Annotated in this window: 18 protein-coding genes; 17 read left to right on the plus strand and 1 reads right to left on the minus strand. The window is 62.9% G+C overall.

What is annotated here, in order from left to right:
- The 9 genes from RJQ10_RS07630 to RJQ10_RS07670 all read left to right on the plus strand — a co-directional run.
- Positions 1-710: acyl-CoA dehydrogenase family protein (locus RJQ10_RS07630; protein WP_350145248.1), on the plus strand; the 710-nt coding region annotated here is incomplete at its 5' end.
- Between the two features lie 92 nt (positions 711-802).
- Positions 803-1,267: a MaoC family dehydratase gene (locus RJQ10_RS07635; protein ID WP_350145250.1), complete on the plus strand. Its 465-nt coding sequence runs from the start codon at positions 803-805 to the stop codon at positions 1,265-1,267.
- Between the two features lie 23 nt (positions 1,268-1,290).
- Entirely contained in the window at positions 1,291-2,211 is a 921-nt protein-coding gene (locus RJQ10_RS07640) for an SDR family NAD(P)-dependent oxidoreductase (RefSeq protein WP_350145252.1), read from the plus strand.
- A gap of 45 nt (positions 2,212-2,256) precedes the next feature.
- Positions 2,257-3,435, plus strand: a complete 1,179-nt coding sequence (locus RJQ10_RS07645; protein ID WP_350145254.1) for an acetyl-CoA C-acyltransferase — start codon at positions 2,257-2,259, stop codon at positions 3,433-3,435.
- A gap of 1 nt (position 3,436) precedes the next feature.
- Positions 3,437-4,414: an NADPH:quinone oxidoreductase family protein gene (locus RJQ10_RS07650; RefSeq protein WP_350145256.1), complete on the plus strand. Its 978-nt coding sequence runs from the start codon at positions 3,437-3,439 to the stop codon at positions 4,412-4,414.
- Positions 4,415-4,424: 10 nt separating this feature from the next.
- Complete coding sequence (locus tag RJQ10_RS07655; RefSeq protein WP_350145258.1) at positions 4,425-5,588, plus strand: iron-containing alcohol dehydrogenase; 1,164 nt, start codon at positions 4,425-4,427, stop codon at positions 5,586-5,588.
- On the plus strand, positions 5,585-6,046 hold the full coding sequence (locus RJQ10_RS07660; protein ID WP_350145260.1) for an acyl-CoA thioesterase: 462 nt from the start codon (positions 5,585-5,587) through the stop codon (positions 6,044-6,046). Before RJQ10_RS07655 ends, RJQ10_RS07660 begins: the two co-directional genes overlap by 4 nt.
- Before the next feature lie 60 nt (positions 6,047-6,106).
- On the plus strand, positions 6,107-6,994 hold the full coding sequence (locus tag RJQ10_RS07665; protein ID WP_350145262.1) for a bile acid:sodium symporter family protein: 888 nt from the start codon (positions 6,107-6,109) through the stop codon (positions 6,992-6,994).
- Positions 6,995-7,133: 139 nt separating this feature from the next.
- Positions 7,134-7,724, plus strand: coding sequence for an ATPase, T2SS/T4P/T4SS family (locus tag RJQ10_RS07670; RefSeq protein WP_350145264.1), 591 nt, complete (start codon positions 7,134-7,136; stop codon positions 7,722-7,724).
- A 113-nt stretch (positions 7,725-7,837) separates the two neighbouring features.
- Here RJQ10_RS07670 and RJQ10_RS07675 read toward each other — a convergent pair whose 3' ends face one another.
- Positions 7,838-8,803 carry a LysR substrate-binding domain-containing protein gene (locus RJQ10_RS07675; protein ID WP_350145317.1) on the minus strand — a complete coding sequence of 322 codons (966 nt, stop codon included), beginning with the start codon at positions 8,801-8,803 and terminating at the stop codon, positions 7,838-7,840.
- 119 nt (positions 8,804-8,922) lie between these two features.
- Between RJQ10_RS07675 and RJQ10_RS07680 the strand changes: the two genes are divergently transcribed.
- The 8 genes from RJQ10_RS07680 to RJQ10_RS07715 are packed head-to-tail and all read left to right on the plus strand — an operon-like array spanning position 8,923 to position 19,998.
- The gene (locus RJQ10_RS07680; RefSeq protein WP_350145266.1) at positions 8,923-11,277 is read left to right on the plus strand and encodes a TonB-dependent receptor; all 2,355 of its coding nucleotides are present in this window, start codon (positions 8,923-8,925) and stop codon (positions 11,275-11,277) included.
- 21 nt (positions 11,278-11,298) lie between these two features.
- Entirely contained in the window at positions 11,299-12,948 is a 1,650-nt protein-coding gene (locus RJQ10_RS07685) for a tetratricopeptide repeat-containing sulfotransferase family protein (protein WP_350145268.1), read from the plus strand.
- Positions 12,945-13,850 (plus strand): beta-keto acid cleavage family enzyme, encoded by a 906-nt coding sequence (locus RJQ10_RS07690; protein WP_350145270.1) that lies wholly within the window; start codon positions 12,945-12,947, stop codon positions 13,848-13,850. Before RJQ10_RS07685 ends, RJQ10_RS07690 begins: the two co-directional genes overlap by 4 nt.
- 17 nt (positions 13,851-13,867) lie before the next feature.
- Positions 13,868-14,875: a 3-hydroxyacyl-CoA dehydrogenase NAD-binding domain-containing protein gene (locus RJQ10_RS07695; RefSeq protein ID WP_350145272.1), complete on the plus strand. Its 1,008-nt coding sequence runs from the start codon at positions 13,868-13,870 to the stop codon at positions 14,873-14,875.
- Positions 14,865-16,244: an MFS transporter gene (locus RJQ10_RS07700; RefSeq protein ID WP_350145274.1), complete on the plus strand. Its 1,380-nt coding sequence runs from the start codon at positions 14,865-14,867 to the stop codon at positions 16,242-16,244. Before RJQ10_RS07695 ends, RJQ10_RS07700 begins: the two co-directional genes overlap by 11 nt.
- Before the next feature lie 24 nt (positions 16,245-16,268).
- Positions 16,269-17,816 (plus strand): M20/M25/M40 family metallo-hydrolase, encoded by a 1,548-nt coding sequence (locus RJQ10_RS07705; RefSeq protein ID WP_350145276.1) that lies wholly within the window; start codon positions 16,269-16,271, stop codon positions 17,814-17,816.
- 52 nt (positions 17,817-17,868) lie between these two features.
- Positions 17,869-18,456 (plus strand): isochorismatase family protein, encoded by a 588-nt coding sequence (locus RJQ10_RS07710; protein ID WP_350145278.1) that lies wholly within the window; start codon positions 17,869-17,871, stop codon positions 18,454-18,456.
- Positions 18,457-18,486: 30 nt separating this feature from the next.
- Positions 18,487-19,998, plus strand: coding sequence for an amidohydrolase family protein (locus RJQ10_RS07715; protein ID WP_350145280.1), 1,512 nt, complete (start codon positions 18,487-18,489; stop codon positions 19,996-19,998).
- Positions 19,999-20,003 lie beyond the last annotated feature (5 nt).

Genomic DNA, 20,003 nt, shown 5'->3' on the forward strand with positions numbered 1-20,003 from the left:
TCATGATAGTCATGGTGAAGACCGACCCCGAAGCGCCCAGGCACCTGCAGCAGTCCCAGATCCTGGTGCCCATGGACACTCCCGGCGTGGAGAACGTTCGGCCCATGCACGTATTCTCCATGGACGACGCGCCCCACGGCCATATGCACCAGCGCTATACCAACGTCCGGGTGCCGAAGGACAACATGATTCTCGGCCCGGGCCGCGGCTTTGAAATCTCCCAGGGCCGCCTCGGTCCCGGCCGTATCCACCACTGCATGCGCGCCATCGGCGCGGCGGAAAAGGCGCTCAGGCTGCTCTGCGAGCGCTCGGTCTCGCGCACCGCCTTCGGCAAGCCGCTGGCACGGCTGGGCGGCAATGTGGACATCATCGCCAACGCGCGCATGGATATCGAGATGGCGCGCCTGCTGACCCTGAAAACCGCCTGGATGATGGACAACGTCGACCCGAAGGAAGCGCGGGTGTGGATCTCCATGATCAAGACCGCGGTGCCCAACATATCCATCCGCATTGTCGACCAGGCTATCCAGATGTTTGGTGCCACCGGGGTTTCCCAGGACACCCCGCTGGCCACCATGTACATGCACCAGCGCACCCTGCGCCTGGCGGACGGTCCCGATGAGGTGCACCGCATGGTGGTGGGCCGCAACGAGCTGAAGGGCTACATGCAGCAACAGCAGGAGGTCAATGCGACCTTCCGCGACGGTTGATACCACAGGCGGGCAACCGGCACCGCGCCGGGGCCCGCGCCCCGTCCACCAACACCAACGCCAACACAAGCAGACACAACAAGGAGTCCGCAATGGCCTTTACCATAGTTCCACAGGAAGAGCTGGTTAACTACAAGGGAACGAAGCTGGAACCCAGCGAGTGGTCCACCCTCGACCAGGACCGGATCAACGCCTTCGCCGACTGCACCGAGGACCACCAGTTCATCCACGTGGATCTGGAGAAAGCGGCACAGACCCCCTTTGGGGGCACCATTGCCCACGGCCTGTTGACCCTGTCGATGTTGCCCAAGCTGTGCGAGGGCCATGGCATCATGCCCGAAGGCATGGTCATGGGGCTGAACTACGGCTTCGACAAGGTCCGGTTCCTGGCGCCAGTCAAGGCCGGCAAGCGGGTCCGCGGCCATATCGAAATGCTCGATGTGCAACAGAAAGACGACAAACGTTTCCTGATCAAGCAGGGCATAACTGTTGAAATCGAGGGTGAACAAACGCCGGCCCTGGTTGCCGAATGGTTGTCCATGGTCATCGTGGGCTAACGTAAACACAAAGGAGATACGGAATGACAATTCGCTATGACGGCAAGGTGGCAATCGTCACCGGCGCCGGCCAGGGGCTGGGGCGCTGCCATGCTATCGCCCTGGCACAGCGCGGCGCCAAGGTGGTGGTCAATGACCTCGGCGGTTCCAAGGACGGCACCGGTGCCTCCAGCGAGGCCGCGCGGGCCGTGGTTGCGGAGATCGAGGCTGCGGGCGGCGAGGCGATCGCCAATGGCGCCAATGTCGCCAACTACGCCGAGGTCGAGGCCATGGTACGGCAGGCCATGGACCAGTGGGGCCGGGTCGACATCCTGATCAACAACGCCGGCATCCTTCGCGACAAGAGCTTTACCAAGGGCAGCCTGGAGGACTTCCAGCTGGTGGTGGATGTGCACCTGATGGGTACCGTGAACTGTACCAAGGCGGTGTGGGAAATCATGCGCGAGCAGGCTTACGGCCGCATCGTCGTCACCACCTCGTCCAGCGGGCTGTATGGCAACTTCGGCCAGAGCAACTACGGCGCGGCCAAAATGGGTGTCATTGGCCTGATGAACACCCTGGTGCAGGAGGGGGCCAAGTACAACATTCGCGTCAATGCCCTGGCGCCGACCGCGGGCACCCGCATGACCGAGGGCCTGCTGCCGGAGAAGGCTTTTGAGCTGCTGACCCCGGAAACGGTGACCCCGGCGGTGTTGTACCTGGTCAGCGAGGACTCCCCGAACCGCACCATCCTGGCCGCGGGCGCGGGTTCTTTCGCGGTGTCCCGGATCGTGGAAACCGAGAGTGTCTGGCTGCCTCTGGCTGAACAGACACCGGAAGGCATTGCCGCTCACTGGGAGCAGATCAGCAAGCGGGATGGCGAGCGCGAGCTCACCGCCGGCTTTGAGCAGAGCATGAAAATGATCGGTGAGGCCGCGACAGGTCTCGGCATCAAACTCGACTGAATCAGAGGCGGCATCCCGTCGTATGCGGGCCGCCAGGAGAACCTTATGAAAGAAGCAGTGATCGTATCGACCGCCCGCACCCCGATTGGCAAGGCCTATCGCGGCGGGTTCAACAACCTCGGTGGCGCCAGCCTGGGTGCGGCTGCCGTGGCGGAAGCCGTAAGGCGCGCCGGCATCGACTCGGCCCGGATTGACGATGTCATCATGGGCAGCGCCCTGCAGCAGGGCGCCACCGGCAGCAACGTGGCGCGGCAGATCGCCCTGCGGGCGGGCCTGCCGGTGACGGTTTCGGGGATGACGCTGGATCGCCAGTGCTCCTCCGGCCTGATGGCGGTGGCCACCGCGGCCAAGCAGATCATGTACGACGGCATGAGCTGCGTGATTGGTGGCGGCCTGGAGTCCATCTCCCTGGTGCAGAACGAGCACATGAACCTGCACCGTATGGTCGATGAAGAATTGATGGCGATGCATCCGAACATCCACATGCCCATGCTGCAGACCGCGGAAGTGGTGGCCAAGCGCTACGGCATCTCCCGCGAGGCGATGGATGAGTACGGCCTGCAGTCCCAGCAGCGCACCGCGGCCGCCTACGAGGCGGGTCGCTACGATGCCGAGCTGGTGCCGGTGACCTGCAAGCGCATCGTCTGGAACAAGGAGACCGGTGAGCAGTCCGAGGCCGAGGCCACGGTCAGCGCTGACGAAGGTTTGCGGGCCACCACCGCGGAGGGCCTGGCCGGCCTGAAGACCGTGATCGAGGGCGGCACCATCACCGCCGGTAACGCTTCCCAGCTGTCCGACGGCTCCTCGGCCCAGTTGCTGATGGATGCAAAGACCGCGCAGCAGGAAGGCCTGGAGCCGCTGGGCATCTACCGCGGCATCGCCGTGGCCGGCTGCGAACCCGATGAAATGGGTATCGGCCCGGTATTCGCGGTGCCCAAGCTGCTGAAGCAGCACGGCCTTACGGTGAACGACATCGGCCTGTGGGAACTGAACGAGGCCTTTGCGGTGCAGGTGCTGTACTGCCGCGATAGGCTGGGCATCGACAACGACAAGCTCAATGTCAGCGGCGGCGCCATCTCTATCGGCCACCCCTACGGCATGAGCGGCTCGCGGATGATCGGCCATGCCCTGATCGAGGGCAAGCGCCGCGGCGTCAAGTATGTGGTTATCACCATGTGTGTCGGCGGTGGCATGGGTGCCGCCGGCCTGTTCGAGGTGGCATAGCATGAAAGCAGTCGTATGCAAGGAACACGGCCTGCCCGACAAGCTGGCTTTCGAGACCAGCTGGCCGGACCCGGAAGCCGGTGACAACGATGTGCTGATTGATGTGAAGGCGGCGGGTCTCAACTTCCCCGACGTTCTGATCATCCAGAACAAGTACCAGACCAAGCCTGACCTGCCGTTCATTCCCGGCGGCGAGTGCTCCGGTGTGGTCGCGGCCGTCGGCAAGAACGTGACCCGGCTCAAGCCCGGTGACAAGGTGATTTCCATGGGTTCCCACGGCGCCTTCTGTTCGCGCATCGTGGCGGACCACAACGCCGTGTTCCCGATGCCCGACGGACTCAGCTTCGAGCAGGCGGCGGGCGTCTCCATCACTTACTTCACTTCTTACCATGCGCTCAAACAGCGCGCCAATATCCAGCCCGGGGAGTCCCTGCTGGTGCTCGGCGCGGCCGGTGGCGTCGGCACTACCGCGATCGAGCTGGGCAAGCTGTTCGGGGCCAAAGTGATTGCCGCGGCCAGCACGGATGACAAGCTCGAGCTGTGCAAAAAGCTCGGTGCCGACGAGGTGATCAACTACAGCAAGGTGTCCCTCAAGGATGCGCTCAAGGAGCTGACCGGCGGCAAGGGCGTGGACGTGGTCTACGACCCGGTGGGCGGCGACTTCTCGGAGCCGGCGGTGCGCAGCATGGCCTGGAAGGGACGCTACCTGGTGATCGGCTTTGCCAGCGGCCCCATCCCCAGCATCCCGCTCAACCTGACCCTGCTCAAGGGCTGTGCCATTGTCGGCGTATTCTGGGGCCGCTTCATGGCCGAGGAGCCGGAGGTCAACCTGCAGAACATCCACGCGCTGTGGGCCCTGTTCGCCGAGGGCAAGCTCAATCCGGTAGTCACCGACACGTTCCCGCTGGAGGAGTACCAGGCCGCCTACGCCTGTATGATGGAGCGCCGCGCCCGGGGTAAAGTCATCCTGACGATGTAGGAGGCCCGCGATGCAGCCGTTCGTGTTCAATACTGTGCCGCAGTTGATCTGCCGCCCGGGCAGTGCCCTGCAGCTGGCAGACAGCTGCCGGCGCCTGGGTGTCAGCAAGCCCTTGCTGGTCACCGACCCCGGGCTGGTGGCGATCGGCCTGGTGCAGCCGGTGCTGGCGGCGCTGGATGCCGAGGGGCTGCCGGCCATACTCTTCGACCAGGTGCGGGAGGATCCGCCGGAAGCGACGGTGGAGGCGGCGGCTGCTGTCGGGCGCGAGGCCGGAGTTGACGGCGTGATCGCCGTTGGCGGCGGCAGTTCCATGGATGTGGCGAAAGTGGTGGCAGTGCTGCTGGGCGGGTCCCAGCCGCTGGCCTCCCTCTACGGCGTTGACCAGGTACAGGGTGGCCGGCTGCCCATGATCCTGGTGCCGACCACCGCGGGAACCGGCTCGGAAGTCACACCGGTGGCGGTCATCACCACCGGGGAGACCACCAAGGCCGGGGTGTCCTCCGCGGTGCTGCTGCCCGATGTGGCAGTGCTCGATGCGGAACTCACCCTGGGCCTGCCGCCGGCGGTGACCGCGATGACCGGGGTCGATGCCATGGTCCATGCCATCGAGGCCTACACCTCGAAAGTGAAAAAGAATCCCCTGTCCGACAATCTGGCGCGGGAAGCCCTGCGCCTGTTGGGAACCCATATTCGCGCCGCGGTGCACACCGGCAGCGACCGCGAGGCCCGCGCCGGCATGCTGCTGGGCGCCTGCCTCGCGGGGCAGGCCTTTGCCAACGCCCCGGTGGCGGCGGTACATGCGCTGGCCTACCCCCTGGGCGGCCACTACCACATCCCCCACGGCCTCACCAATTCCCTGGTGCTGCCCTCGGTACTGGCATTCAACATGCCGGATGCCGCGCCCCTGTATGCCGAGCTCGCGGAGATCCTGGTCCCCGGTGTCAGCGGTGGTGTTGAAGCCCGCGCCGCCGCCCTGGTGGTCGCCATCCGCGGCTTGATCGACGACGTGCGACTTCCCGCAACCCTGCAGGCTGCCGGTGTGCCGGAACAGGATCTGCCGATGCTGGCAGAAGATGCCATGCTGCAGCAGCGGCTGCTGGTCAACAATCCGCGGGAGGTGGCTCTCGCCGATGCCCTGGACATCTACCGCGCCGCCTACGGGGCTACCGCATGAGCAGGCGCCCGCAGCGCAGTGACTACAAGGTCTTCTACCCGATCAGCACCCGCTGGTCCGACAACGACATCTACGGCCACATCAACAACGTGGTGTATTACTCCTACTTCGATTCCGTCGCCAACCGCTATCTGATCGAGGAGGGCGGGCTGGATATCACCGACGGCAAGGTCGTTGGCTACGTGGTGCAGTCCGGCTGCGACTACCACGCTCCCGCCAGCTACCCGGAAGCCATCGAAGGCGGCCTGCGGGTGGATCGTCTCGGCAACAGCTCGGTGCAGTACGGCATCGCCATCTTCCGCCAGGGCGAGGACGAGGCCCTGGCCCACGGCCACTTTGTTCACGTCTTTGTCGACCGCGCGGCCAACAAGTCGGTGCCGATTCCCCAGGAATTGCGGGTGGCGCTGGCAAGGTTAACATTGGGGTCAGGTCTTGCGAGACCTGACCCCCACCAGTGACCTCAAACTGCAAACGGATGTCTCCGAACCCCGCCTTCAGATCACCAGGAAACAGTATGAATGGGCGATTTTTACGTAGAGCATGAATACTGGGTTGCCGTCTTCCAGCTGGTAACGGCAATGCTGGGAATGGGGGCCACACTCACAGCCAGGGATTTTCGCGACGTAGTACGAGAACCTGGTGCCGTCACGCTGGGGATGGTTGTGCAGTTAGTACTGGTACCCCTCGCTACATTCGGGTTCTTGCGTCTGCTGGGAGTTCACGGCGGCGTGGCGGTGGGGGTTGCGCTTATCGCCTCTATCCCCGGTGGTACCACCTCCAATATCTTTACCTACTTTGCACGCGGTAACAGCGCTCTCTCGATCAGCATTACCGGCCTGACTACGTTGGCCTGCCTGATCACAACCCCGCTGATACTTGCAGCGTTGATCAGCGATAATTTGCCGGCGGATTTCACCATGCCAACCGGCCGGATTGTCAACGAAATCGCCTTTACGCTGCTGTTGCCGCTGGCGCTCGGGATGTTGTATCTCTACCTTTACCCGCGACAGGCGGTGGCAGTGTCGAAGTGGTGTATCAGGGCCTCGTTGTTTGGCATCGTCCTGATCGTAGTCGGTTCCATGAGCGCCGGACGCCTGAATCTCGCGGCCTTTGGCATGGATAATGCGCTGCTGGTGGTGTATTTCACCCTTGCGCTCACGGCGACGGGGTGGCTTGCGGCACGCCTGTTCACACTTTCCCGGCCGGACTCCATCGCCATAGGATTGGAGGTCATTGTTCGCAACGTTAACCTGGGCGTGCTGTTGAAGGCGTCACTTTTCCCGGCCTCGACAGCGGCCACGGCCCAGCTGGGTGATACTGTGCTGCTAACGCTGTTGCTGTACGGTAGTCTGCAGATGATCATCGCTGCGGTACTGATCATGTTTCATCGCAAGCAGGTGGGGTAAAAAAGGGCAAGGGACTGGCTGCCTTAAAGTATCCATGGGTAAGAGTTTGCGGCGCTTTTGGACAGATTGGCTCGGGCGCGGTGGATTCGAAGCCTGGGGTCCTGCCCCCGTTTTCTATTTCAGCAAGTAGTTCGGAGAGGTGCGCGATACCGACTCGGCCCATGCAGCGACCAGTGTCGCCACCAGTGGCCGATCGCTGATGGCGACGCTGCACAGCCGGGATGCGGTTGGTACGGTCGCCTCGCTGCGCAATCTGGGACTGGACGACTACGAGCTCTCCGCCAATCTCGGACTGGTCGCCGCCCAGCGCCTGGTGCGCAAGTTGTGTGTCGACTGCAGGTGCCGCCGGCGTCCGGACGAGGTGGAAAAGCAGTGGTTGCGGGAATGCGGCCGCGAAATACCCGAGGAGACCTGGGGCGCCCAGGGCTGTCCGGCCTGTGACGGCCTCGGCTTTCGCGGACGCACCGGTATATTCGAAGTCTGGCAGCCCACCGAGGAGGACTATGCGGCGATCCTGTCCCACGTGGAAGAACACTCGCTCCGGCATTCCCTGATCGAACGCGGCCACCCGCTGATGCTGGACGATGGTCTTGCCAAGGTCGCAGCCGGCGTCACCACGCTACGGGAACTGCTGCGCTCCGGTACGCTGCTGCCGGGCTCCTCCAGCGCCTGTGGCCGTTCCGCCAGCGCTGACTGCAGGCAGGCATCCAGACTGCGGCGGCCCCGGTGATTTTTTCCAGCAGTTTCCTCATGCCAATGAAACGGTGGATGTGACCCCGCACACCTTCGCCATGTGTACCGCGCCGGAGTTGTGAGCCGGAGGGAGTCAGGGGACTGGACAATTCACGCAATCGATGCGGCGGTTTCATTCCACTTTTCGTAAAACCATGTCTCAAAAGCATGGCCCGCCGGGCTTCGGTAGGCGTCCTCTGGGCGGACGACATAGTAGTGCTCGGGCTCGAGCTGGGCTCCACCGTGTACAACAAGCAATCGCCCCGACACAACATCCTCCTCGATGAATCGGAGGGCCAGTAATCCAATGCCGAGACCACGGCGGACAGCATCGACCACCATGTGGTAACCGGCACCAAGATACAGATTGCTCGACGATATTTCGCTGTCAGCCCCGACGAGTCGGAACCACGAACGCCATTCTGTCCCGTCATCGGCGTGTATCAGAGTATGTTGGGGGAATACTGACGGACTTAGTTCATTCTTGCCGCCCGCGCCGACCAGTTCAGCGGACACAACGGGCAGTAACTGCGATTTCTCCAGCCGTGTTACGCGGTCCTCACTTACTGGTGGTTTGCCGTAGGTGATCGCGAGATCGACCTCACTTGGTATGCTGCGCGGATAGACGGGAATCGGCTCCAGCCTGAACTCGTGCTCCCGGTAGTTTCTGAGGAACTCTCCCAGCTTGGGTACCAGCCAGTTACTGGCTAGCCCGGCAGAGCAGGCGATGCGCAATTCGGCTACTTCATTGTCCGGGGTGACTCTCTCGGTCGCTCGAACAAGACTGTCGAGCGCCCCTGAAACGTCTTTCAGTAGGCGCGCGCCGGGGGGTGTAAGTGCCAAGCCCGTATTGGTGCGCTGCAGCAGCGCCACGCCGAGGAGGATTTCCAGTTTTCGGACCAGCTGGCTGACGGCGCTCTGGGTAACACAGAGTTCGTCTGCGGCGCGCTTCATGTGCAGATGCCTGCCGACTGCTTCGAAGGCCCGCAATGCATTGAGGGGAAGTTGTTGCTTTGTATGCAGCATCGCCGTTAAGAATTTCTGAACACCGCCTCGTAGAATATAGCGATTGAACACTGCCAGCAATGATTTAACCTGACGATGTGGTCAATATTGATGTGTTGCTTAAAGAAAAACTGCGGCGTGAGGCGAGGGGAGATTTGATGATGTATCAGCATGGGAACCGGTTGGTTTGCTTGAGAAAGTCAACGCTGACAGCTGCGGTAGCCGCGGCGGTCCTGGGAGCGGAGCCGTTGCAGGCACAGAACCTGGAGGAAGTTCTCGTCACCGCGACCCGTCGCGCGACGACAACGCAAGACGTGCCCTATAACATTTCCGCTTATTCGGGTGACTTGCTGGAAAAGCGGGAAATCACCACCTTGGGGGAGTTCGTGCGTCAGGTGCCCGGTTTGAGCTTCAATGATGTGGGGATCCGCGAGGCGGGCAACAACAGTACGCTGGTTATGCGCGGCCTGTCTGCTGAACCCGGCAACGGGGCCGGCGAAATTCCCAACCTCGCCAGGCCGTCGGTGTCGACCTATGTCGGCGAGACGCCCGTGTACTACAACCTGCGGCTCACCGACATCGACCGCGTTGAAGTGCTCCGGGGGCCCCAGGGTACACTGTATGGTGCTGGGTCCCTCGGTGGAACGCTGCGTATCATGCCGAACAAGCCCGACCCTGCGGCGATGGATGGGTCCATCCGCACCAGTGTCTCTACAACGGAGGATGCGGGCGACCCAAACTATGACTTCGATGCGATGTTCAATGTGCCGCTTGGCGAGCGGGCGGCGCTGCGCGTTTCCGGCGGCCACTTCCACCAGGCCGGCTTCGTGGACGCGGTAGCCCTCGGGCTGAGAGACGCGAACGGCGCATTCCTGCTGGAGGATCCGGACGACTTCGTCGGCAGTGGCCCGGACCGCTCGGGCAGGAAGAAAGACTCCAACGAGGGCAGCATTACCCACCTGCGCACCTCGCTCCTGTGGAACGTGACTGATGACGTCGAGGCGCTCCTGACCTATCACTATCAGGAAGGGGATACCGACAACTATCAGGCTGAAAGCTTCGGTCTGGACCGCACGCTGTCCCTGCATGGCACCAACCCGTTCGAGTCGGACATGAACCTGGGTACACTGGAGGTCACGGCCAATCTGGGCTTCGCCACCTTGACCTCGTCGAGTTCCTACTACGAGCGCGACACAGAGACGCAGGTCGATGCCTCGGGTATCTACGAGGACGCTTTTGCTTTCTTCTATTTCTACTACCCCAGGATTTCGACAATCTCTGAATACAATGCCAGCGATGAGACCTTCGTCCAGGAACTCCGTCTGGCTTCGAACAGCGAGGGACCTCTGCAGTGGATTCTCGGTGCTTTCTACCTTGACCAGGAAATGGCATTTCAGACGATACAGGAGATGCCGGGCTTCGAGGACTGGTTCGATGCGTCGGGCCTTGCATCTTACTTCGGCATACCGGTGCCGATTACCAGCCCCCCGGACCTTGTTTACGGGCAGGACCGAACCACGAAGTTCACCGAGGCGGCGCTCTTCGGTGAACTCAGCTACCAGCTGACCGACGCCTGGCAGGTCACGGGTGGCGTGCGCATTTTCGAGCAGGAAATCGACAATGACGACACCTCCATTCTACCCGCCTGCTACATTATCAATGAAGTTGGCTTTGGCGCGGGCTTCTACTGCGGTGACCCACCCCTCGGTGGTTCCTCGAACACATCCAAAGATACAGTCGATGATGTGGTGTTCAAGGCCAATACATCCTATGAGTTGAATGACGACACCAACGTGTACCTGACCTGGTCACAAGGCTTTCGCAACGGCGGCGTCAATGCGCTGCCCGAGGTGGGGTTCATCGACGAAACGCTCGGCGGGGAGTTCCCAGATATCAATAGCTTTGATGCCGACAAGGTGGACAACTACGAGGTGGGCATCAAAGGCTTCCTGGCGAACCGGAGCGTTCGCTACAGCCTGGCCGCGTACTACATTGAGTGGCAGGACCCCCAGGCACGGATAACAGGATTTAACAGTGGCATCGACGGGGTTAGCAATGCATCGGCTGATGCCGAATCGAGGGGCCTGGAACTGGAGATCGACGGCGTTATTGGCGAGCGCCTGAGCTATTCGTTGGGCTACGCCTACACCAAGGCGGAATTCGTTGAGGACGGAGAGCTCTACACAGCGTCCATCAGCAAAGGGATGCGTCTGCCGGGACACTCCGAGCACATGGCGGCGGGCTCCCTGGTTTATACGGTGCCGCTGGCGGGCAATACCCTGGACCTCGGCGTCGATGCGGTCTATCGGTCGGACTACGAGAATGGCTTGCCGGGAAGCCCGGCAGAATTCACGCTGGATTCCTATACTACATGGAACGCCTCCGCGAGTTACGAGATGCCGGATTGGACCTTCCGCCTCTTTGCCAAGAACCTCACCGACGAGAACACAGCAGTGTCTGCGGCGAACTTGAACTTTCAATCCGGTCGGTTCGTGATCAGCCGCCCTCGCACGCTGGGTATCAGAGTCAACTACCGCTTCAATTAGGATGCGGGGAGCAATGTTCCAATGACGTACTCAATGTCCACCTGTGCACCGGATTCTCCCGCGCCAGCGGACAGCGAGCCGCGCGCCCGCCCTTCGTCCAATCAGGTGCTGCAGCGCCTCGGTCGCCTGCGCGGCCCAGCCCAGGCGCGCGAGGCGCTGCCCTTGTTGCCCCAGCTCGCCCAGGAGTATCCCGGCGATCATCGATTGCTGCGGGCGATCAGCGAAATCGCACTCCGCGCTGGCGACGTGGCGCAGGCGACGGAATATGCGAAAGCCGCTATCAAGCCGGAGATACCAGGGGCGGGGCAGTACCTGCACCTCGCGATCTGCCTTATCGCCGCTGGGGAAGAGCGAGACGCCTGTACGGCATTGTTGGACGCCGAGGCGCACGCCATGGTCGATGCCGACAGTGCCGCCATGCTGGCGAGCCTCTATGTGAAGGTGAACGAGCACGAGCGGGCCTTGCGCGGCTACCAGCAGGCCATTGAGCTGGATCCCCGCAACGCGAAGCATCACTTCAGCCGTGCCGCTACCTTGCGTTTCCTCGGCAGGCTGGAGGAAGCAGAGCAGGCCTGCGATAGTGCGCTGGAGATCGATCCCGGAGAATACGAGGCGTACTTGATCCGCTCGGATCTGCGCACGCAAACGGCGCACAGCAATCATATCGAGGATATGGAACAGGCACTGGAGCGCGTCGGCGCCCCCTACATGGGAGAGGTCATGCTCTGCCACGCCCTGGCCAAGGAGTGCGAGGATATCGGCGAGCACGCGCGTTCTTTTCGGTACCTGGCCCGCGGCGCAGGGCTCCGGCGCAAGCACCTGTCCTACGACGTGCGCCAGGACCTGGAACTCATCGACGAACTCATGGAGCATTTCTCCCCGGAACGGCTCAACCCGGCCCGGGCCGGTGGCTTCGATTCGCCACTGCCGGTGTTCGTGCTGGGCATGCCCCGGACCGGCACCACCCTGGTGGAACGGATACTCGCGAGCCACTCCGGGGTCAGCTCCGCCGGAGAGCCACCCGACTTCCCCCGAGTCATGGCAGCGTTGGCTGAGCGGCAGACACCCGGTAGTGCCGGGGACCCGAAGGCACTCATTGCAGCCTCCCTGGACCTGGATATGGAGCAGCTGGGGCGGCAGTATGTGGACAGCCTGGCCAGGCGGGTCGACGGCGGCCTGCGTGTAATCGACAAGTTGCCCTTCAATTACCTGAACGTCGGCCTGCTGCACCTTGCGTTGCCGCAGGCAACGATCATCCACGTCACCAGGGACCCGGTCGACACCTGTTACGCCGTCTACAAGACGCTGTTTCAGCGCGCCTATCCGTTTTCCTACGACCTGGAGGACCTCGGCCGTTACTTCATTGCCTACAGCAGGCTAATGGACCACTGGCATCGCTGCCTGCCGGGGAAGATCTGCCGTGTCAGCTACGAGGCCTTGGTGGAGGCACCCGAGCGAGAAAGCGGGCGGCTCATCGAAGCTTGCGGCCTGCAGTGGGAGGACGGGATGCGTGCATTTCACAACAACCCCTCGCCGTCGATGACGGCGAGCGCCAGCCAGGTGCGGCGCCCGATCTACCGCTCATCGGTCGGCAAATGGCACAACTACGCCAGCGAGCTCGAACCGCTGCTGCGACTGCTGCGGGACGCGGGGCTCACGTCAGAATCATGAATCACGATGTCATCATCACCTGCGCCCTTACCGGCGCCGGCGACACGGCCAGTCGCAGCCCCTATGTCCCGGTCACGCCCGAGGCCATTGCCGAGGATGCGTTGGCAGCCGCTGCGGCCGGGGCGGCGGTAGTGCATATTCACGTCCGCGACCCGGACAGCGGCCAGCCTTCGCGCGACCCTAAGCTGTTCGCCGAAGTGCACGAGCGGATTCGCTCCAGGAACACCGACCTGATCCTGAACTATACCGGGGGTATGGGCGGTGACCTCTGGTTTGAATTCGACGATGGTGCAGCGCTCGCACCGCAGTCCGATTTTGTCGGTGCGAGGGAGCGCGTGCAGCATATCCTGGAACTCGGCCCTGAGATCGGCAGCCTGGACAGCGGCTCGCTGAACTTCGGAGAAATGGTCTACGCCACTACCCCGAATATCCTGCGGGACATCCTCGTGGCCTACCGGGAGCGGGGGGTCAGGCCGGAGATCGAGGTTTTTGAACTCGGCCACATCGAGATCGCAAGGGTACTGATTGATGAGGGGCTGGTACCCGAGCCGCCAATGTTCCAGCTGTGCCTGGGCGTGAAGTACGGTGCTCCAGCCACCCCCCGCGCCATGATGGCCATGCGCGATGCGCTGCCGCCGGGTGCGCTCTGGGCAGCGTTCGGTGTCGGCAGGATGCAGTTCCCGATGGTCGCGCAGGCTGTACTGCTCGGTGGGCATGTGAGGGTTGGTCTGGAGGACAACCTGTATCTTGATCGGGGGATACTGGCGACGAATGCAGCCCTGGTCGAACGAGCTGCGGCGCTGGTCAGGGACCTCGGCTGCGAAGTCGCCAGTACGGAGGGCGCCCGGGCATTGCTGGGACTTCCGGCGGCGCTGACGCCCGTTGCCTCTGACAAGTCTTGACCACAAGAAGGAAGCCAATGACAACCTCGCAACCGTTGATCGATCCGAGCGCAGTCACTCGCATAGGCATCATCGGCACTGGTCTCATCGGCGCCGGCTGGACCGCCCTTTTCCTGCGCGAGGGCTTCACGGTTACGGCCTGGGACCCTGCGCCAGGCTTCGCGGCAGCGCTGCTGGCGAGGCTCCGCCAGATATTCCAGCGTCTCGACATCCCGCCCGCCGAGCAGACACGTCTCCTGGCTGCGCTTGACTGTGGCGGCAGCGCTGAAGCGGTAGCCAACGAGGTCGACTTCATCCAGGAAAGCGGTCCGGAGGATGTGGTGACCAAGCGGCGCATCATTGCGCTGCTCGATGAGTTCGCTGCCCCCGGTATCGTCATCGCTTCCTCCTCCTCGGGCCTGCCGATGAGCGACCTGCAAGCGGGTTGCGCGGGGGCCCACAGGCTTGTCGTTGGGCATCCGTTTCATCCCGTCTACCTCCTGCCCCTCGTTGAGATCGTCGGGGGTTCGGCGACTTCCCCCGAAACTGTGGCCTGGGCGGAGACCTTCTATCGCGGTGTCGGCAAAAGTCCGGTGGTATGCCATTCGGAGAACATCGGCTTCATTGGGAACCGACTTCAGGAAGCCATTTTTCGCGAGGCGCTGCACATGATTGACGCCGGTGAGGCCACGCCGGAGCAGATCGATGCCGTTATCACTCAGGGGCCCGGGTTGCGCTGGTCCTTCATGGGGCCATTTCTATGCTATCACCTGACCGGTGGCGAAACGGGGATACGTGGCTTCTTCGAACGCTTCGGCGCTTCGCTGACACAGCCCTATTCCCGATTGCGCGCACCGGAGCTGACGGAGGCACTGCTTGAACTGGTGATTGGGCAAACTGAAAGGGCCTACGGCGAGCTGTCGCTGGAGGATCTCGAGGGCTGGCGGGATGAGCGACTGCTGGCTCTGCTCGCGGTGCTGCGCCCACGAGAGACGACAGTCACCACGAAGCGCCATGACTTCTCCGGTAGAGCCGATGTCCGCTAAGGGGCGACCCGCTACCACGCTGCCTCGCCCTGGCGGACTCACTACCCGCTTCCCCGAGGGCGGGTACTGGCTCCTGTTCGTCCTCTTCCTCGTGCCGTTGATCGGTTACGTCCACCGACTCATCATCAATATTCTGATCGATCCCATCAGTCTTGAATTGGGTATCTCTGACACCCAGGCCAGCTTCCTGCAGGGACCGCCCTTTGCCGTCGCCTACGCGCTGATGGTGATCCCCATGGGTTTGCTCGCAGACCGGGGTAACCGCTTGCTGCTGCTCAGTATCGGGGCGCTGATCTGGAGCCTGGGCACTCTGCTCTGCGGAGCGGCAACGGGATACGGCATGCTCTTCGCCGCGAGGCTGATCGTCGGCGTCGGCGAGGCCGCGCTCACCCCGGCCATCGTATCCTACATCGGTGACAGCTTTGGGGGAGGCCGCCGTGGACTGGCCATGGGCATCTTCTTTATGGGCATCAACGCAGGCTTCAGTTCGGCCTATGCTATTGGCGGGATCACTCTTGAAGCCGCGGAAGCCGGCTTCTTTCAGGTCGTGCCCGTGCTCGGTGAGATTGCCCCCTGGCGCCAGGTTTTCGTGGTCCTTTCAATCCCGGGCTTCCTCATCCCGTTGCTGCTCCTGACCCTGCGGGAACCGCCGCGCCAGGAGGACCCGGAGCGTGACGGGACCGTCAGTACGCTGGCGCTCTTGTTCCGGCGCTCCACCTTTACGGTGTTGCTGTTGCTGCTGGTACTGGTTGTCTCCCTCCTCGCCGTGGCGGACAACGGGATCTACGCGTGGCTGCCGCGACTCCTCACACGCATGTATATGCTCTCCCCCAGCGAAACCGGCATTGCGCTGGGGATCATCGTCGCCATCGGTGGCCTTGTCGGTGGCCCGATCGGGGGCAACCTCAGCGATTACTTTACGCGCCGCTACGGTGCCGCGGGTCCCCTGCTGGTAGTGCTTCTGGGGACGGTGATCGCGGCTTGCGTCACCCCGCTCTATGCCGTGGGCTCGGTCTGGCTGGTTTACGCCGCGACCGGGCTGTGGGTCGTCGCCCTGGTTTCGATCACGGCGTCTGCCTACACCTTCATCGCCATCGCCGCGCCACCTCAGCTGCGAGGAGTGGCCTCGTCGGCGGTTGTCTCAGTAAGCTCCCTGATTGGGCTCGGCCTCGGACCCACGGTGATCGCGGTGACCCTGGAGCAACTCGCGCTTTCCCGGGAGCGCGTGGACCTCGCCATTATTGCTGCGGCACTGCCGCTGTGCGCCGTCGCCCTTGTGCTGGCTATCGCAACCTGGCGGATCATCCGACGCTCTCCCCTGGCCCTCGTTCCGGCGCCCGGCGAGACACGCAGTGAGACGGTGGAATGAAAAATTGAACAGGAGATCAGGCCCATGACCACGCTCATCATTCGCGCGACAAACGGTGCTTCCGCAAACCCGGGCGTCTTGCGGCGGCACTTGGTATTCATGATCGCGCTCTCGCTCCTGCTCGTCTCTGTCGCCACTTCCAGAGCGGCAGCGCAGGACGCGCACTGTGCCCTCGATACGGATATGGCGGTGCGGGAAGCATTTGCGACCCCCGGCGGTGCAGACGCGGAAGACAGATCGCTGCCCCTGGCTACCTCCGAACATTGGCAACAGCTCGCCCGGGACATCTTCGCGCAGCTGATCGAGATCAATACGACCCACAGCATCGGCGACAACACCCGGGCGGCGGAGGCCATCGCCAAACGCTTCCTCGACGCCGGCTTTGCAGCCGAAGACGTAGAGGTTCTCGTACCGGCTCCGCGCAAGGGCAACCTGGTAGTGCGCTACCGTGGTGTAAACCCCGAGTGTGCTCCCTTGTTGCTACTGGCACATCTTGACGTCGTTGAAGTCGATGCCGCAGCCTGGGAGCATGATCCGTTTACCCTTACCGAGGAACAGGGTTACTTCTACGGCCGCGGTGTGTCCGATGACAAAGACTCGGCTGCTCTTCACATAGCCAATCTGCTGCGACTGAGCGCCGAGGGCTATCGGCCGCGCCGGGATATCGTTCTGGCGCTCACCGCCGACGAGGAGGGTGGTACCCATAATGGGGTGCAATGGTTGCTGGCCGAGCATCCAGCGAAATTGCGTGCGGCGCATGTCCTGAGCGAGGGTGCGGGCGGTGTGTTGGTTGGCGGTGAGCGGCTGGCGAACGAGATCCAGGCTACGGAGAAGATGTCCCAGACTTTCGAGATCACCGTCACCGGGGCGGGGGGGCACTCTTCCATGCCCTCAGGAGACAACGTGCTACACAGAGCGGGGCAGGTGTTGGTGGCGCTGCAGGACCTGGACTTTCCGGTGGAACTGAACCGTGTGACACATCAGTTCTTCTCGCGTTCCCGGGCGATTACGGACGGCGAACTGCATGAAGCGATCAGTGGCCTGTTGCTGGACCCGCCGGACCCGGCAGCCGTGGCTTTCCTTTCAGGAATTCCCTTTTATAACGCGAGCATGCGCACCGTTTGCTCACCGACCATGATCACCGGGGGGCACGCAGTAAATGCCCTGCCGCAACGAGCTGTGATAACAGTGAATTGTCGGCTGGTACCTACGGACACTCGTGAACGGGTTCAGGAGCGGATCGCAGCCGTACTCCCGGACAGTGTCGATCTCACTGCTTTGCAGGCATCCATGACGGTGCCCGGCATCTCCCTGCAGCCGGAGGTCTTCGCGGTGATGGAGCGCGTTACCGAAAAAGTCTGGCCCGGGGTTGCTACTATGCCGATCATGGGGCCCGGGGGGACGGACGGTAGATTGTTGCGCGAACGCGGTGTGCCGGTCTATGGCACGAATGGGATCTTTATCGACGTGGAGGACGATCGGGCGCACGCGGCGAACGAGCGGATACGAGTCCGATCCTTCTACGAGGGACTCGAGTTCCTCTACCGGCTGACCCGGGCGCTGGCGCAATGAGTCAGCGTCCGGATTACGAACTTGCAGCAGACTGATTGAGGCGGGAGTACCCATGGAGAAGAACGCAAGGTTGATTGATGCCGGCGACAGCCTGCTGGTTGTTATCGACGTGCAGGACAAGTTCCTCGTCCGTCTGGAGAAGGAAGACGCCGACCGCGTTGTCTCGCGCTGCCGGTGGTTAATGCAGGTCGCAGACTGGCTGTCCGTGCCCCTGTGTGTCACCGCCGAGGAAATCCCTGTCATGGGCGCCACGACTGAACCTCTGCGTGACTGCATGACTGGCGGCGCTGTGGAGCACGACAAAATGGTGTTCGGCCTGGCTGGTCAGGCAGGTATCCTTGCAGCGGTGGAGGCCGCGGGGCGGCGCACGGTAGTCCTCACTGGGCTGGAAACCGATGTCTGCGTGTCACAGTCGGCACTCGGGCTCCTCGAGCGGGGTTACCGGGTTGCAGCGGTGGCCGACGCCTGCGCCTCGCCTCAGCAGGGGCACGACTTCGGATTGCAGCGCATGCGCGATGCCGGCGTGATCGTGATCAGCGCCAAGGGCCTGTTCTTCGAGTGGGTGCGTGATGTCGAGCGCTGCCACGACTTCTTCCGCAATAGTGGCATTGGGGTCCCTGAGGATCTCTACATTGGCTAGGCGGCCACCACCGCTCGAAGGAGATTGGTCATGAAATTCGCACTCTACAGGAAAGCATTTTCCGTCCTCGTTCTGGGTCTTGCCATCACGGTGCAGCCCGCGGTCGCGCAGCCCCGGGCGACGCTGGTCAGCGATGTGACGGTCATTGATGGCCTCGGTAGCCCACCGGTGAAGCATCAGCATGTGCTCCTGCAGCAGGGACGTATCGCCAGTGTCAGCGATACCGCTCCGGCGATTGGCCCCGACACAACCGTCATCGATGGACACGGGAAATACCTTATGCCTGGCCTCTGGGACTTGCACGCCCATACCGGCGCCGACAGGACCGCCATGCAGGCCTACCTGGCCGCCGGCGTCACCGGGCTGCGGGACATGGGATGCGGCGAAGGCTGTGTGCGGGAACTTGGAGTGCTGCGCGAGGCCTACCGCGCCGGCAGCGGTGAATTCCCGCGCCTGGTGTTTGCCGGGCTGATGCTGGACGGCGACTCACCCTACGATGCCTATCCGTCCCACCGGCAGCTTACCCTCGGCACGCTCCCCGACGCGCTGGACAAGCTGCGGGAGCTAGAAGTCGATTTCATCAAGGTCCGGGATTTCCTAAGCCGGGATGAATTCATGGCGCTGGTGGGTGCCGGTGCAGCCATGGACCTGGCACTGGCAGGCCACGTCCCGACCGCGCTGTCGGTCAATGATGCAGTCCGTGCCGGCCTGGTCACCGTTGAGCACGAGGGAAGCCTGTTCGGCGGCCTGCTGCTCGCCTGCTCATCCGACGAGGCCCGGCTGCGCGGGGAGCTGCTCGCCATGATGCGGGAAGCCACGACGAGCGGCGACATTGAGCTACTCTATGCGCGCGCCCTGGGGGAAGACTTCCTCAACCGCCTGGTCGATTCTTACGACCATGGCAAGGCCGACGCTCTGGTCCAGTCTTTCGTCGACAGCGGTGCGGCGGTGGTGCCGACTCTTATCGTCCAGCACCCGGCGCTGCGATCGCCCGATCCGCTGTTCGCCGGGCGCCGCAAGGCCGAGGACCTGGAGTTCAGCGAGGCGCCGGAAACGCTGCTGGAGCGCTGGCGCCAGACTGCGGGCACCGAGGTGCTGGAGCAGCCTTTTTCAGCTGCCGATCGCGCCGCCATGGCCCGGCAGTACCAGACCCTCGTAGAGCTACTCGGCCGGATGCACAAGGCTGGCGTGCCCATCCTCGCCGGGACCGACGCTTCCTTCCCAGATGGCACACCATGGATGTGGCCAGGCTACAGCCTGCACGATGAGCTGCAGCTGGTCGTCGCCGTAGGGCTTTCACCGCTCGAGGCCATCGCCAGTGCAACCGGGCTGGCGGCGCAGCAGATTGGCGTGGCGGACACCGGGGCCGTAGTGCCAGGACTGCGAGCAGACCTTCTGCTGCTGTCACGCGACCCCCTCGATGACATACACAACACGCGCGCTATCGAGCGCGTGTGGGTGAACGGTATACCGGTGGACCGGGAGGCACTGCTAAAGCAAGTGAACCGACGGGCCGCCGATCACGCCACCTACTGGGACTAACGGTG

Origin of the sequence: Haliea sp. (genome assembly GCF_040222615.1) — a bacterium.
Lineage (GTDB): Bacteria > Pseudomonadota > Gammaproteobacteria > Pseudomonadales > Halieaceae > Haliea.

What these genes read in the sequence shown, in the direction of transcription:
- RJQ10_RS07690 (WP_350145270.1), top strand. Translation starts at nt 12,945, where the DNA reads ATGAATCACGATGTCATCATCACCTGCGCCCTTACCGGCGCCGGCGAC.
- RJQ10_RS07715 (WP_350145280.1), top strand. Translation starts at nt 18,487, where the DNA reads ATGAAATTCGCACTCTACAGGAAAGCATTTTCCGTCCTCGTTCTGGGT.
- RJQ10_RS07660 (WP_350145260.1), top strand. Translation starts at nt 5,585, where the DNA reads ATGAGCAGGCGCCCGCAGCGCAGTGACTACAAGGTCTTCTACCCGATC.
- RJQ10_RS07645 (WP_350145254.1), top strand. Translation starts at nt 2,257, where the DNA reads ATGAAAGAAGCAGTGATCGTATCGACCGCCCGCACCCCGATTGGCAAG.
- RJQ10_RS07655 (WP_350145258.1), top strand. Translation starts at nt 4,425, where the DNA reads ATGCAGCCGTTCGTGTTCAATACTGTGCCGCAGTTGATCTGCCGCCCG.
- RJQ10_RS07650 (WP_350145256.1), top strand. Translation starts at nt 3,437, where the DNA reads ATGAAAGCAGTCGTATGCAAGGAACACGGCCTGCCCGACAAGCTGGCT.
- RJQ10_RS07710 (WP_350145278.1), top strand. Translation starts at nt 17,869, where the DNA reads ATGGAGAAGAACGCAAGGTTGATTGATGCCGGCGACAGCCTGCTGGTT.
- RJQ10_RS07685 (WP_350145268.1), top strand. Translation starts at nt 11,299, where the DNA reads ATGACGTACTCAATGTCCACCTGTGCACCGGATTCTCCCGCGCCAGCG.
- RJQ10_RS07695 (WP_350145272.1), top strand. Translation starts at nt 13,868, where the DNA reads ATGACAACCTCGCAACCGTTGATCGATCCGAGCGCAGTCACTCGCATA.
- RJQ10_RS07705 (WP_350145276.1), top strand. Translation starts at nt 16,269, where the DNA reads ATGACCACGCTCATCATTCGCGCGACAAACGGTGCTTCCGCAAACCCG.
- RJQ10_RS07665 (WP_350145262.1), top strand. Translation starts at nt 6,107, where the DNA reads ATGGGCGATTTTTACGTAGAGCATGAATACTGGGTTGCCGTCTTCCAG.
- RJQ10_RS07700 (WP_350145274.1), top strand. Translation starts at nt 14,865, where the DNA reads ATGTCCGCTAAGGGGCGACCCGCTACCACGCTGCCTCGCCCTGGCGGA.
- RJQ10_RS07640 (WP_350145252.1), top strand. Translation starts at nt 1,291, where the DNA reads ATGACAATTCGCTATGACGGCAAGGTGGCAATCGTCACCGGCGCCGGC.
- RJQ10_RS07635 (WP_350145250.1), top strand. Translation starts at nt 803, where the DNA reads ATGGCCTTTACCATAGTTCCACAGGAAGAGCTGGTTAACTACAAGGGA.